Annotated in this window: 16 protein-coding genes; 13 read left to right on the top strand and 3 right to left on the bottom strand. The window is 46.9% G+C overall.

Annotated elements, in window-relative coordinates:
* Together J3492_RS10930 and J3492_RS10925 are read right to left on the bottom strand one after the other, a co-directional pair.
* Window positions 1-114: IS1 family transposase (locus J3492_RS10930; RefSeq protein WP_207992088.1), on the bottom strand; the 114-nt coding region annotated here is incomplete at its 3' end.
* A gap of 41 nt (window positions 115-155) precedes the next feature.
* Entirely contained in the window at window positions 156-584 is a 429-nt protein-coding gene (locus tag J3492_RS10925; protein ID WP_207992084.1) for a hypothetical protein, read from the bottom strand.
* Here J3492_RS10925 and J3492_RS10920 point away from each other — a divergent pair.
* The 9 genes from J3492_RS10920 (at window position 562) to J3492_RS10880 (ending at window position 8,202) form a co-directional block, all read left to right on the top strand.
* Window positions 562-1,506: an ABC transporter permease gene (locus J3492_RS10920; RefSeq protein ID WP_207992083.1), complete on the top strand. Its 945-nt coding sequence runs from the start codon at window positions 562-564 to the stop codon at window positions 1,504-1,506. The two genes, J3492_RS10925 and J3492_RS10920, sit on opposite strands and share 23 nt — an antisense overlap.
* Window positions 1,503-2,381, top strand: a complete 879-nt coding sequence (locus tag J3492_RS10915; protein ID WP_207992082.1) for an ABC transporter permease — start codon at window positions 1,503-1,505, stop codon at window positions 2,379-2,381. Before J3492_RS10920 ends, J3492_RS10915 begins: the two co-directional genes overlap by 4 nt.
* A 15-nt stretch (window positions 2,382-2,396) precedes the next feature.
* On the top strand, window positions 2,397-3,320 hold the full coding sequence (locus J3492_RS13450; protein ID WP_207992081.1) for an oligopeptide/dipeptide ABC transporter ATP-binding protein: 924 nt from the start codon (window positions 2,397-2,399) through the stop codon (window positions 3,318-3,320).
* Window positions 3,310-3,924, top strand: coding sequence for an ABC transporter ATP-binding protein (locus J3492_RS10905; protein ID WP_207992080.1), 615 nt, complete (start codon window positions 3,310-3,312; stop codon window positions 3,922-3,924). The genes J3492_RS13450 and J3492_RS10905 overlap by 11 nt, the downstream gene beginning before the upstream one ends.
* A gap of 108 nt (window positions 3,925-4,032) precedes the next feature.
* Window positions 4,033-4,959: a bestrophin family protein gene (locus tag J3492_RS10900; RefSeq protein ID WP_207992079.1), complete on the top strand. Its 927-nt coding sequence runs from the start codon at window positions 4,033-4,035 to the stop codon at window positions 4,957-4,959.
* Window positions 4,960-5,130: 171 nt separating this feature from the next.
* A complete protein-coding gene (locus tag J3492_RS10895; RefSeq protein WP_207992078.1) occupies window positions 5,131-6,168 on the top strand; it encodes an amidase family protein in 1,038 nt (345 codons plus the stop codon).
* Window positions 6,132-6,872, top strand: a complete 741-nt coding sequence (locus J3492_RS10890) for a polysaccharide deacetylase family protein (protein WP_207992077.1) — start codon at window positions 6,132-6,134, stop codon at window positions 6,870-6,872. The genes J3492_RS10895 and J3492_RS10890 overlap by 37 nt, the downstream gene beginning before the upstream one ends.
* A 52-nt stretch (window positions 6,873-6,924) precedes the next feature.
* Window positions 6,925-7,230, top strand: coding sequence for a hypothetical protein (locus J3492_RS10885; RefSeq protein WP_207992076.1), 306 nt, complete (start codon window positions 6,925-6,927; stop codon window positions 7,228-7,230).
* A gap of 3 nt (window positions 7,231-7,233) precedes the next feature.
* Window positions 7,234-8,202: a CobW family GTP-binding protein gene (locus tag J3492_RS10880; RefSeq protein WP_207992075.1), complete on the top strand. Its 969-nt coding sequence runs from the start codon at window positions 7,234-7,236 to the stop codon at window positions 8,200-8,202.
* Here J3492_RS10880 and J3492_RS10875 read toward each other — a convergent pair.
* On the bottom strand, window positions 8,194-9,009 hold the full coding sequence (locus J3492_RS10875) for a hypothetical protein (RefSeq protein ID WP_207992074.1): 816 nt from the start codon (window positions 9,007-9,009) through the stop codon (window positions 8,194-8,196). The genes J3492_RS10880 and J3492_RS10875 overlap by 9 nt on opposite strands.
* Before the next feature lie 277 nt (window positions 9,010-9,286).
* On the opposite strand from J3492_RS10875, the gene J3492_RS10870 reads away from it, so the two are divergent.
* The 4 genes from J3492_RS10870 (at window position 9,287) to prpC (ending at window position 14,206) form a co-directional block, all read left to right on the top strand.
* The gene (locus J3492_RS10870; RefSeq protein ID WP_207992073.1) at window positions 9,287-10,234 is read left to right on the top strand and encodes a LysR family transcriptional regulator; all 948 of its coding nucleotides are present in this window, start codon (window positions 9,287-9,289) and stop codon (window positions 10,232-10,234) included.
* Window positions 10,235-10,377: 143 nt separating this feature from the next.
* Complete coding sequence (locus J3492_RS10865) at window positions 10,378-11,652, top strand: NRAMP family divalent metal transporter (protein WP_207992072.1); 1,275 nt, start codon at window positions 10,378-10,380, stop codon at window positions 11,650-11,652.
* Between the two features lie 413 nt (window positions 11,653-12,065).
* Window positions 12,066-12,956, top strand: coding sequence for a methylisocitrate lyase (gene prpB, locus J3492_RS10860; RefSeq protein ID WP_207992071.1), 891 nt, complete (start codon window positions 12,066-12,068; stop codon window positions 12,954-12,956).
* A gap of 119 nt (window positions 12,957-13,075) precedes the next feature.
* Window positions 13,076-14,206 (top strand): bifunctional 2-methylcitrate synthase/citrate synthase, encoded by a 1,131-nt coding sequence (gene prpC / locus J3492_RS10855; protein WP_207992070.1) that lies wholly within the window; start codon window positions 13,076-13,078, stop codon window positions 14,204-14,206.
* Window positions 14,207-14,299 lie beyond the last annotated feature (93 nt).

Raw genomic sequence — 14,299 nt, 5'->3', positions numbered from 1 at the left:
CTGGCGGTTACAGTCCTTACATTGGTAGTTCTGCTTACCATAGCTTTTTATGCCGTTTTTCTTTAAACTAGAACTGTGACAGTCGGGGCAGCTGACTTCTATTTGTGTCTTCATAACCTCAAATATATCATCTTGCTTCGGCTGTCACTCTCCTTTTATTTCCTCAGCATACTTTCTGATACACCACCGATTTTAATAATACCGGCTACTACAGCAATATCACAGTAGATAACTACTTCGAGCAAGCGCTGCAAGCCAGCAGTGAAAAAGAGGCGCTTGAGTATTGGCAAAAAGCGCAGTGGGACGGTACGACAGGCCTTAGCGGTAAAGGTGATGCCCCTTGGGTTTGGCTGGTCAACGTGGATCACTTGTATCTTATGAAAGATGATCTCGATATTGGTAAGCAAAGAATTCATGTCCACGGACACGGCTGGCCTGCAACCGACAATATCGTCGATTGGACATGGGCACAGTAGTGTGGAAGCCAGCAAGGTACAAACAGGCAGGGTGCAAAAAAGCAGCGGCGGAATTGCCAGATTCCTTCTATTTAAAGGGTTGAGAATGGCGTCGTTGCTGGTTGCCATTAGCTTTATCTCCTTTATCTTAATGAAAAACTCGCCCATCGATCCTGTGCAAGCTTATATTGGTGCCGATATGCTCAATGTCGGTCCCGAGCAGCGTCAGCAAATAGCGCAGTACTGGGGTCTCGATGAACCAGTTTTAGTACAGTTTCGCAATTGGGCTGCTGCAGTGCTGCAAGGCGACTTGGGCACTTCCATGATTTATCGCCGTCCTGTGAGTGAGGTTATCGGAGAACGCTTTGCCAGCTCGCTTGCGCTAATGTTAGTGGCATGGACCTTGTCTGGGCTCATGGGGTTTGTACTGGGTGTGGTTGCCGCAATGAAAAGTGGCACCTGGATTGATCGGGCTATTCAGTGGTACTGCTATACCCTCGCCTCTACCCCTACTTTTTGGATGGGGCTACTTGTGCTCATTATCTTTGCAGTGTGGCTTGGCTGGTTCCCGATCGGTTTAGGCGTGCCAGCAGGCGTCTTAGCGGAGGATGTGAGGTTTTTAGATCGAGTCAAACACTTGGTATTGCCTGCACTGACACTTAGTATCGTAGGCGTTGCAAGCGTGGCACTGCATACCCGGCAAAAGCTCATTGAGGTGCTAGCAAGCGACTACGTCTTATTTGCCAGAGCCCGTGGTGAAAAGGGCTTTGCACTATTTTGGCGGCACGGTCTACGTAATATTGCCTTGCCTGCCGTTACCTTACAGTTTGCCGCATTTAGTGAGCTGTTTGGCGGCGCTATTTTAGCCGAGCAAGTGTTCTCTTATCCGGGACTGGGTAAAGCCACGATAGACGCAGGCTTGCGAGGCGACGTACCGCTATTATTAGGCATCGTGTTATTTAGTACCGTCTTCGTCTTTGTCGGTAATGTCATTGCCGATCTGATTTACTACATCGTCGATCCAAGGACGAGGGAAAGTAGACTGCTATGATGCCAAGTAGCCCAAGTAATATAGGGAATAAAAAAAACAAGTCGTTTACACGCTTTGGTCTCAACCTCAGACAACGCACGCTGCTAACTATGATACTGGCCAGTATATTCTTAGCCAGTGTCATACTCGGTGGCATCTTTATCGATGAAGGGAAAATCGCCACCAACTTAACGGCTCGTAACCTGTCCCCGTCACTGCAGCATCTATTTGGCACCGATTGGCTGGGCCGAGATATGTTTGCACGCACCATCAAGGGCTTAAGGCTCAGTATCGGGGTGGGACTATTAGGTGCGGTAGGCAGTGCTTTTATTGCGCTGGTGCTCGGTATGGCGGCTGCGACCATGGGCAAGCTGACCGATCGGGTGGTGACTTGGATGATTGATCTGTTTTTGAGTGTGCCGCATCTGGTGACACTCATTCTTATCGCTTTTATGCTCGGCGGTGGTTTTAAAGGCATTGTGGTTGGTCTAATGCTGACCCACTGGCCAAGCCTAGCTCGGGTGATTAGAGCGGAGGTCATGCAAATACGCACTGCTGACTACGTGCAAGTCTCGCAGCAAATGGGCAAGTCTCGCTGGTGGATTGCCACCCATCATATATTTCCGCATCTCATCCCGCAGCTGTTGGTTGGATTTATGCTCATGTTCCCGCACGTTATCTTACATGAAGCGGCAGTGACGTTTTTGGGACTGGGATTATCACCGCATAAACCGGCGATTGGTATTATTTTATCTGAGTCGATGAAATATTTATCATCAGGCCTTTGGTGGTTGGCCTTTTTCCCTGGCGTGGCTCTACTTATCGTGGTGCGCACGTTTGAGACCATGGGCGAGAATATAAGAATACTTGTTGATCCGACACAAGCGAATCAGTAAAAAGGGAGAATATAGGTGTCGATTCTAGAAGTCAGCGATTTATCGATATCGTTTAATCAATATACTAGCGGCCTAAAACAAAGGAAGCTCAATGTCGTCTCAGGTTTAGATATCAGTATCAGTGAGGGCGAGATACTAGCGATTGTCGGCGCAAGTGGTTCAGGCAAGAGCTTACTTGCCCATTCAATTTTAGGTATTTTGCCCTCTAATGCCAACGTCAGTGGCACTATCAAATATAAAGGAGAAGCCTTAACGGCGAAGCGGCAAGAGTCGTTACGAGCCAGCGAGATTGCCTTGATTCCGCAGTCCGTTAATTTTCTAAACCCGCTGATGCGAGTAGGTAAACAAGTCCGGTCGCCTGCAAACGATAAAGCGACTATTAAAGCACAAAGAGCAGCGTTTGAGCGTCTACATTTGAGTCCAGAGGTCGAAGACATGTATCCTTTTGAGCTCTCTGGCGGCATGGCACGCAGAACCTTACTCTCGACTGCCATCGTCAGAGATGCCAAGCTGATTATCGCCGATGAGCCGACACCCGGACTTGATCCCGTGGTCATCAAAGAGGCGCTGCAAAGCTTTCGAGATCTGGCTGATGAGGGGCGCAGCATTATGCTGATTACCCACGATATTGAAGCGGCCCTGCAAATCGCCGATCGGATTGCTGTTTTTTATGCTGGGACAACGCTTGAAGTCGCCTCGGTGGAGGACTTTACGGGAGATGGCGAGCGGCTGCGCCATCCTTATAGCAAAGCATTATGGCGTGCCTTGCCGCAAAATGACTTTATGCCTATTCCCGGTTCGCAGCCACAGGCCACTGACCTGCCATCTGGTTGTTTATTTGCGCCGCGCTGTGCCTTTATGATACCTGACTGTAGCGAAGTGCGGCCAGACATGCGCGACCTTCGTAACGGTAAAGTAAGGTGTCTGCATGCAACTTGAGGCTAAAAACATTGGCTTTCGCTACGAGGGTGGACCTTGGCTGTTTCGAGGGTTAAACATAACGATAGCATCGGGCGAAATCGTTGGGCTTGTAGGACCAAGTGGCTTAGGAAAAACCACCCTTTGTCGTATTTTATCGGGTTATCAGCAGCCTTTAGAAGGTAGCGTGACCCTAAATGGCTCAGCTATCGCCAGACAAACTTATCATCCGGTACAATTGGTGTTTCAGCATCCTGAACAAGCGGTGAACCCACGTTGGAAAATGCGCAAAGTGCTGAATGAGAGCTGGCAGCCTGACCCCAAATTATTAGAGCTATTAGGAATTGACAAAGAATGGCTGAACCGGTATCCGAGCGAGTTGTCAGGCGGTGAGCTGCAGCGGTTTTGCGTGGCAAGGGCGCTTGGGCCCCAGACGAGGTTTTTGATTGCTGACGAGATGACCACCATGCTCGATGCGATCACCCAAGCGCAGATTTGGCATGCGGTGCTAGAGAGGTGTGCGCATAGTGAGGTTGGTATCTTGGTTGTCAGCCATGACGCCGCCCTTGTTAAGCGACTTTGTCAGCGAGTGATTGATTTAAGAGAGATTGGCACGCCTTCTTAAACCGCTTCCTGTCAGCTCTAGAGTGTGTCATTTAGAAAATGGAGATAAAGCAATGCAGTGCATTCGCAGCCAAGTCTCAAGCGGCCAACCAAACAGCTGGAAACGAATATGATCGTCCGACAAAACCCAAATGCCTTTAAAATATTTTTTTCACTCCGTGGCTCCATTATTCCAAAAATATACCCACAGATTGTACTGATCACGCTCTTAAGCACTTTGATAACGGGTATGCAGCACAGGCTTCCCAGTTATTTTTCATCGTATGGTACAGCGCCTTTTGTTTTACTTGGAATAGCCCTGTCATTGTTTCTTGGTTTTCGTAATAACGCCAGCTATCAACGCTGGTGGGAAGCTCGAGGACTATGGGGTCAACTGGTGTATGATGCTCGTGGTTTTACCCGTCAGGTACTCTCTTATATGGACGATGAGACAGAGGCTGGACGTGATACGCAGCGGCATATGATTTATTTGACCATTGCTTTTACCCATGCTTTGCGCCACAGGCTTCGCAACACTTCACCTTGGGAAGATATCGAACGCTTTGTAGAGCCGGAGTATCATGCGAGTATGCGGCAAGCACAAAACCTACCTGATTATTTGATGCGCCTGTTGGGCAAGTATCTTGGAGATGGTCGACGTCAAGGACAGTTCTCAGAACTGATGGTGCAAAAGATGGACGAGCGTTTGATGTCTATGACTGTCGTTTTGGCCGCTTGTGAACGCATTCATAATACCCCACTACCCTTTGCGTACATGCTGTTGGTGCATCGCACTACTTACCTATATTGCTTTATGCTGCCCTTTGGTTTGGTCTCTTCTTTGGGCTGGGCCACCCCGCTAATATGCGCTGTAATCGCTTATACTTTTTTTGGACTAGATGTGTTAAGTGAAGAGTTAGAGGAGCCCTTTGGTTTAGCAGCCAACCAATTACCGCTAAGCGCCTTATCACGCACTATCGAAATCAACCTATTAGAAGCACTTGGTGACACTGATCTGCCCCCTAGTATCACACCCAACAAGGGCTACTTACAATAGATTTGACACTCATTGGAATATTACAGATGTCAGCATATCTATAACGACTGACAAAAGTTTATATTTGTATCTAACTTCATACTGCGTTGACTATCCTGTTTTCTCAGCCTATATTTAAATATATAGCCTAGAGTCTGTTGAGCAATCAACAGATCCTAAGGAGTCAATCGTATGGAGTCTATGATGGGTGGGTTTATAAAAGAGACCGTGTCAGCTGCAAATATGGCAGATAAGATTAAAAAAGGCGATATTTGTCCGGTTGAGCTTACCAAAGAGACTTTTGCTCATATTAGATCCTCTGATCCCAGTATCTTTACAGTACTACTCGAAGAGCGAGCGCTTGAAGAGGCGCAGGCCGCAAAACAACGTCACCACCAAGGACAGCCACTTAGCGCCTGGGATGGCGTTCCTGTGGCTTGGAAGGATTTGTTTGATATAAAAGGTAGGGTGACTACCGCAGGCTCTGTGGTGCTTGCGTCCAACACGCCAGCAGCTCAGGACGCTGATATGGTAGTCAATGCCAGCCAAGCCGGCCTGATCTCGATTGGTTGTCTGAATATGACTGAGTTTGCCTATTCAGGCCTCGGTCTAAACCCTCACTTTGGTACCCCAAAAAACCCGCATGGCACTGGCCCTGACCGTATTCCTGGTGGCTCCTCTTCAGGGTGCGGAGTCGCCGTCGCTCGTGGACTGGTACCCCTCACTATTGGCAGTGATACTGGCGGATCGATACGCATACCAGCAGCATTAAACGGCATCGTTGGTTACAAAGGCTCTAGCAGCGCCTTTCCAACAGCGGGCACTTTTCCTCTTTCCCCTACCCTTGATACCTACGGTCCGTTTGCCACTGACGTCCAGAGCTGTATTGGCGCAACAGAGATTCTCAACGGTCGCTCAGTCAGCACACCAAACCCTACGCCTATTAGTCAGCTTAAGTTTTTTATTCCTACTAACGTGGTGTTTAAGGGCGCACAAACAGCAGTCATGGCAAACTTTGAGCGCAGTGTGCAAGCACTTGAGCTGGCTGGCGCAACCATCAGACGCGGCGTGTGCCACGAGTTTGACGAAATAGGCAGGCTTGCTCGTGAGCACGGCTACTTAGTGGGCCCCGAAGCCTTAGATTTGCATTGGGAGGTGTGCCTCGTCTGTTGCGGCTGTTTAAAAAGTACGATATGCGCACTTCGTTTTTCATTCCTGGTCATAGCATAGAAACCTTTCCTGATATCGCTAAAATGATCGTTGACCATGGCCACGAGGTGGGCGCACACGGTTACTTGCACGAAAACCCAATCGCTATGACTCGGGCTCAAGAAGAAGCGGTCATGGAGAGGTCGGTTGAACTGATCACAAAGCTGACCGGCCAAAGCCCACGTGGTTATGTGGCACCTTGGTGGGAGATGTCGGCTGCTACCCCTGAGATTTTAGCCAAATATGATTTTAAATATGACCACAGTCAAGGCTACCGTGATTTTCAGCCCTTTTATGCTCGAGTTGGTGACCAATGGAATGTGATCGATTATTCAAAAACAGCAGAGGAATGGATGCATCCTATGACCCATGGCGAAGAGATCGATTTGGTCGAGATTGGCGCCAACTGGTACATGGATGACTTGCCGCCGATGATGTTTATGAAAAACATTCCTAACAGCCATGGGTTCGTCAACCCTCGTGATATCGAAGAGATGTGGCGTGATCAGTTTGACTGGGTATACCGCAATATGGATTATGCCGTCTACCCTTTCACCATCCACCCTGATGTGTCTGGTCGTCCACAGGTCCTGTTGATGCTTGAGCGCTTGATTGACTATATTAATAGTCATGAAGGGGTGGTTTGGATGCCATTTGAAGATATTGCGGCAGACTTCCGTCAACGCTTCCCATTTGAAAGTGGTCGTCGTCCTGAGGTCATCTGAGCGGAGCGCATTTTTTAGGGAGGTTTTGGGGAGACAAATAAGGAGAAGCGTTATGTGTAATGCGTGTGGCAATCCAGCGGCGTTAGGGCATTGGACAGAAGCAGGAGCACAACATGGCGGTATTCGTCTAAGAGCGATGTTTCGAAGATTATCAATCTTAAAGCGGGTGCTAAAACCTTATGGTTTTTCAGCATATGCAGACGGAGTGATCCCCCAGATCCAGCTGATCTGCCCTGGTGGGGCGAGAGTGATGGTCAATGACTTATCAGAGCTGTGGGCTGAAGTGGAGCGCCGACAAGGTTTTGCAATAGATCCCTTGACCTTGATTACCCCACAAAAACCAGCCAAGCTATCATAGCTGATGCAGACCTCATCAGACAACCGGCTTGATATTGTGCTATTAAGTGGCTATCTGGGTTCAGGTAAGACCACATGGCTACGTCATGCCCTTTTTACTAAGACATATGGCAATGCGCAGGTCTTTACCCAAGAAGCCGCCCAGCAACCCGTTGACGACTTACTGTTAGGTGAGGCGATGAGTGTCAAGGTTTTGACCGGAACCGCCGGCATCTCAAAAGGCAAAGAAGAGCTGATATCGGCATTGTTGGAGGTTGCAGAGTCTAGAACCCATACAAAAACAGACGCCATCAATACTCCAGATGCACTCATCATAGAAACCAGTGGTCTGGCTGATCCCGAAGACATCATCGTCACTATCAGCGAGCACCCTGTTTTGATCTATCATTTTGTGCTAAAAAAAACCATCATTATGGTTGATGCGCTACATTTTCAGGTGGCGCTAAAGACTGATGCCCTATGTCGTCAGCAAGTACTATCAGCTGATCGTATTGTTATTGCAAAATCAGAGGAAGTATCTGAGCAGTCCTTATCAAATCTTGTATCGACCATCGGCAAGATCAATCCAGCTGCACTTATCTCATTATCCGCATTTGGTGTCGAAAGCTCTGTACCTGCGCTACCAGCGCCGACCGAAATCTACCAATCAACGCTCGCTAATGTTGGAGCATCAACGACTGTGGTGTCACTGCCGATTCCTAAAAAAATAGACTGGGTGGAGTTCACGGTTTGGCTCTCAGCGTTACTACATGCTCGAGGTGACAAGATATTGCGTGTTAAGGGCGTCCTGCATACGGATGAAGGACCGCTATTGCTGCAATCGGTACGTAAGGTTATGCAGCAACCTGAGATCCTGCCCGCAGAGAAAAGCAGCTCTGGAGCTAGGGATATTGTGTTTATAGGGCAGGATATGAATCAAGATGCCCTATATTGGCAAAGAGGGTTAAGCAGGGATGCAAAAGCACTACTCTGAAGTCTCACGGTATATGACAACTTGCGCCTCTTCTTTGAAGTCATCAAAGCTAATGTCATACTCACTATGGTCTGACTCAGAACCTGGTTTAGGTTCAACATTACTTTTTGGTTCTGGCAGGGTCAATGTTTGAGTTCTTATCATCATTTTAGACTCAGTATGTACAGGTTTATAGTTTTCAGTACCAGCGCTGCGTTTTTCTGCATAGACTTTGGTCATATTATTTGGCGCTATGGTTGTTTTTACACTGGCGTTGGCTGGCATGACCTCAGTGGCTGCTTCATCCGAGCTGCTAGAGTTCTCAACTGTTATATTGGCTGGTATATCGGTACTGTCTGTGTCTTTATTGTGTGTTGCTGCTGATTCGTTGTCATTTACTGTACTATTGATGACTGAGTCGTTATTGCTGCTTGTACTGACTATTTGGGGGGGATTGGAAACCAATCGATCTGTTAAAGACACCAAGACACCAGTGGCGTTTAAAATAACCACGATAACCCCAATCAGTAGCGCCGCACAAAAAACACCCATTATCAGCAGTAGCTTGACACTGCTGCTTGGCCTGTCCTTTTTTGGTGATGTTTGATGGTCTTGTAAAGACGTGCTGGCGTGATTGGTACGGCTATCATGAGTACGTGATAGGTTGCTACTATCAGCGTTGGGGTCTTGAGTGCTATCCTGCATTATCTGTTTAAGATAGCGTTCATAGACGCTCAGGCTACGCTCATTAATATTTAGTTTAAGGTCATCATCGGGTGGTACGGATCCTTTATCGCGGCTGCTTATATTATGGTTTGAGTTTTTCATAGGGTAATACCAGATTGATTCGCATAACCAAATAAAGTCAAGGGACTGTTTTTCACTTTTGTATGGTGTAGACCCTGTCAATGCGCTCTGTGACTGTCTGCAAATATTCAATGCGCTCTATATAGACGCTAAGTTTACATTATGGTACTGGTATTTGATAATAAGCAACAGATGTTGGGATGAGTAATACAATTGACCGATAAACGGTTTTATCGCATAGTACCCCTCCTTGATTTTATCGTTTGAGCAAAACCGGCCACAAAAGAGGGAAGCTGATATGGATTTAAAACAACTCAATGCCTTTGTTGCCGTTGCCGAATTACGCAGCTTTAGCGCTGCAGCAAAAGCCATAGGCCTGTCACAGCCCAGTCTCAGTCGGCAAATTAAACAACTAGAAACTGATATGAATGTGGCGCTGGTGGATCGTTACAATCGGCCCTTGCAGCTGACAGAGGCGGGGCAGTTTTTTTATGACAAGGTCAGCTCAGTCCTGATAGAGCTCAACAATATCACCACTATGACCCAGCGTTTATCGACACCCAATACGGCACTTAACATTGGTTTTGTGCCTTCGGTGCTTTATGGACATTTGCCAGATATTATTGCGACTTTAAAACAGCAAAACCCCGACATCGCAGTGAATCTAAAAGACATCAGCTCTTATCAACAAATCGAAGCACTAAAGTCTGGCGAGATTGATATCGGTTTTGGCCGTTTTGCGCATCAAGATGCCTGGATACAGCAGATTTTGTTGCGTCATGAACGCTATTTAGTGGCCTTGCCAAAAGCACATCCCTTGGCCAATATTAAAAAGCAGCGCTTGATAGATTTGGCAGACAATCGGCTGATTTTGTATCATCAAACTCACCTGCCCGTGTCTACGACCACTGCTAACAGCCAAGATGAGCCTGTCACTGAGCCTCTATTACACTTGTTTGCTCAATATGGCATTACACCACTAATGACCACTGAGGTGAGCGATTTGCAAGTGGCGTTGGGTTTAGTCGCTGCCGGTGAAGGGATTACACTCGTGCCCGCCAGCCTAAAAACGGTGCGTACTGAGCAGATAAGCTATCAGCGCCTGATTCATGAAAACGCCACCTCCCCTATTTACTTGCATACGCTCAAAGACTTTATCCATCCTCACACACCAAACTTACTCAGCGCCATTTACCAAGTCTATGAGCAGAAGGGTATTACCTATCGCCAGCAGCATTTTGAGTAAATGCCTTATATTCCCATTTATCAGAATAATTATTGTCGCAGGGCTGTAGAGTTATGCTAAAGTCTGCCTTGTTGTTTTACATTTGCTTACAAGTAGCTCATCACAAGGTAGTGAGAGCCGATTAAATATACATTGAGGTCGTTATGAGCACACAATCATTGAATAAAAATGCCAGTACCAAGGCGTCACCAGAGGGCTTTAGTTGGCGTATATTTGGCCCAGGCATCTTGATGGCGACTGCTGCCATCGGCGGCTCGCATCTGATTTCATCAACCCAAGCAGGTGCGCTATATGGCTGGCAGTTGGCGATTATGATTATTTTGGCCAACGTTGTTAAATATCCTTTTTTTCGTTTCGGTACAGACTACGTTTATGAGACCGGTGAGAGTCTGATTGCAGGTTATGCCAAACGTTCAAAAGCCTATTTATGGATATACTTTATCTTATCCATGCTGTCGGCTGTCATTAGTACCGGTGCAGTCTCCTTGATTGCAGCCGTTATTTTAGGGTTTATGTTACCAGCCTCCATTGAGCTGTCGACGATCAGTCTGTCTTTAATCATTGTCTCAGTGTCTTGGGTGTTTTTGATTGCAGGCCGCTATAAGCTGCTAGATGGCGTGACCAAATGGATCATGATTGCATTGACTGCCGCCACCCTTGCCGCTGTGGTGATTGCGGCGGGCAAGCCGACCGTTATGGCAGCAGATTTTGTGGCTGTTTCACCATGGAATATGGCCACACTTGGGTTTATTGTAGCGCTTATGGGCTGGATGCCTGCGCCGCTTGAGTTCGCCGCCATTACCTCGATGTGGACGTCCGCTAAAGTCAAAACCGATCACACCACCCATCGTCAAGGCCTACTTGATTTCAACGTTGGGTTTTTGGTGTCTGCTATTTTGGCCTTGTTTTTCTTAGCACTGGGCGTCTTTGTACAGTATGGATCAGGTCAAGAAATCGAGTTGGTTGGCGGTGCGTACATTGCTCAGCTGATCAGTATGTATACCGATACTATCGGTGAGTGGTCACGTCTACTCGTCGCCTTCGTTGCTTTTATGTGTATGTTTGGCACCACCATTACCTGTGCAGACGGTTATGGCCGTGCCAACTCAGAGTGCTGGCGTTTGATTAAAGGGCAAAGCGAAATCAATAAAAAGCAGATTGCTTTTTGGACAACCTACGCCATTGGTGGCGGGTTGGTGATTATCACTTTCTTTACCGGACAGCTAGGCGCTATGCTTAAGTTTGCCATGATATCAGCCTTTGTCTCAGCGCCTATTTTTGGTTGGCTCAACTACACCTTGGTAAAAAACCATAAGAAACTGTCGTTTGCTATGAACGCCTACTCGATAGCTGGATTATTGTTCTTAGCAGCCTTTACACTATTATTCTTAGGCAATCTCGCTGGCATGTTTGGGTAAGTATTCAACATCCTAATGAAGATTAACTCAAGCCCCTTATTGCTACAGCGATAAGGGGTTTTTTAAGGCTTAACGAAACAATATTTAAAATAAATGTAACCAAATATTTCTAAAAACAAGGGCTGACGAATAATTTTTGATAAAAATGAATAATGCAAAGAATAAATCATTAGATTACTGTATATAGGTATTTATTATACAAATAATATTAGTATTTATAACTTCATTGTTAATTATAAATTATAAATAGAGCGCAATCACCTCTTCCATATCAAGGTAATTATGTATACTCTAAGTCAACTAAGGTTCAATTAATTATCCGTTAATTGAGTACAGTTATAAAAATAACAGCAGCGATATAGCTAATTACGGATTCTTTTATCTACCTACTCTCCCTACGCAAGGACTTTTACATGACCACATCAGCTGGCGCTCGCTTTCGCAGTGCAATGAAACAACAAAACGATAATAACCTGCCCTTACAGATTGTCGGCACCATCAATGCCTATACCGCCATGATGGCGACCCAAGTCGGTCACAAAGCCATCTACCTGTCTGGTGGCGGTGTGGCAAACGCCTCATTTGGTCTGCCAGATTTAGGTATGACCAGTCTGGATAATGTGCTCGAGGATACTCGCCGTATCACTGATGCTGTAGATACTCCGCTATTGGTCGATATCGATACGGGTTGGGGCGGCGCTTTTAACATCAGCCAAACTGTCAGAAAGATGGAAAAAGCAGGCGTGGCAGCGGTACATATCGAAGATCAGGTGGCGCAAAAGCGCTGTGGTCATCGCCCCAACAAAGAAATCGTTAGTATCGCAGAGATGGTGGATCGCCTAAAAGCAGCGCTTGATGCCAAGACTGATCCTGATTTTGTGATAATGGCACGTACGGATGCGTTATCGGTCGAAGGGTTGGACGCTGCTGTAGAGCGCGCTGTTGCCTTCCAAGAAGCAGGTGCCGATATGATCTTTGCAGAAGCTTTGACCGATATCGAGATGTATCGTAAGTTTACCGACGTACTAGATATTCCTGTACTGGCCAATATGACTGAGTTTGGTCAAACAGATCTATATACAACTGAGCAGTTATATGGCGTCGGTGTCGATATGGTGCTCTATCCTTTATCCGCCTTTCGTGCGATGAACAAAGCCGCTTTAAACGTTTATCAACACATACTGTCTGATGGCACGCAAGAGAATGTCGTTGACACCATGCAAACCCGCATGGAGCTCTATGACTTCCTAAACTACCATGAATTTGAGCAGACTCTAGACAAGCTATTTGCTGACAATAAGTAAGCACTAAGTTGAGAGGTAAGTAAGGTATAAGCTTATTCTCTCACTCAGTGGTTTTATAGGAACCCCGTTTCAACACACCAAGCAGTAAACAACACGCTACCAACAAAAGGAATTTAATTATGGCAGCAGGCAAACAATTAACAGGCGCAGGACTACGTGGTCAAGTTGCAGGTAAGACGTCATTATCAACCGTCGGAAAGTCGGGCTCAGGTCTGACTTATCGTGGCTATGATGTCAAAGATTTGGCGGAGCAATGTGTATTCGAAGAAGTGGCGCACTTGCTACTTTATGGTCACTTGCCAACCCAAAGCGAGCTAGATGCCTATCAAGCCAAGCTCAAAAAACTGCGTGGCTTGCCACAAGCGCTAAAAGACGTGCTTGAGCGCATTCCAAAGGACGCTCATCCTATGGATGTACTGCGCACCGGTTGCTCAATGCTCGGTAATCTGGAGATGGAAACGGACTTTGATCAGCAAAACGACAAAACCGATCGTATGCTGGCAGTATTCCCTTCGATTATCAATTATTGGTATCGTTTTAGCCACGATAACGTGCGCATCGAAACCGAAACTGATGACGATACCATCGGGGGTCACTTCTTACATCTGCTTAAAGGCAAGAAGCCTAATGAGCTGCACGAGCGTGTGATGAACGTGTCGCTTATCTTATACGCAGAGCATGAGTTCAATGCCTCAACCTTTACTGCACGAGTGTGCGCCTCTACCCTATCTGACATTCATTCTTGTATCACAGGCGCCATCGGCTCACTACGTGGCAACTTGCATGGCGGTGCAAATGAAGCAGCAATGGACATGATTCAAGACTTCAAATCGCCTGACGAAGCAGAAGCCGAGATGATGGCGATGCTTGAGCGCAAAGACAAAATCATGGGCTTTGGTCATGCCATCTACAGCGAATCTGATCCCCGTAACGTCATTATTAAAGAATGGGCAGAGAAGCTTGCAGAAGATGTGGGCGATACGGTGCTTTATCCCGTATCGGTACGCTGTGAAGAGGTGATGTGGCGTGAAAAGAAACTGTTCTGTAACGCTGACTTTTTCCATGCGTCAACCTACAACTTCATGGGTATCCCAACCAAGCTGTTTACGCCGATCTTTGTCTGCTCACGTCTGACAGGTTGGGCGGCGCATGTGTTTGAGCAACGTGCCAACAACCGTATCATTCGCCCAAGTGCAGAGTATATCGGTGAGGAGCCAAGAGAGGTTCCGCCTATCGCTGAGCGTGGTTAATTGATTGTGTTTTTTGACTGACTAGATAGGGTGTGTATGGCATGCCCTATCGCTTTCTAAAACAGCCGCAACATTTATTTAGCAAAATTTACT

The sequence above is a fragment of the Psychrobacter coccoides genome (assembly GCF_017498085.1).
GTDB lineage: Bacteria > Pseudomonadota > Gammaproteobacteria > Pseudomonadales > Moraxellaceae > Psychrobacter > Psychrobacter coccoides.
The sequence above is the reverse complement of the archived record's forward strand: the minus strand, read 5'-3'. Positions and strand labels throughout refer to the sequence as shown.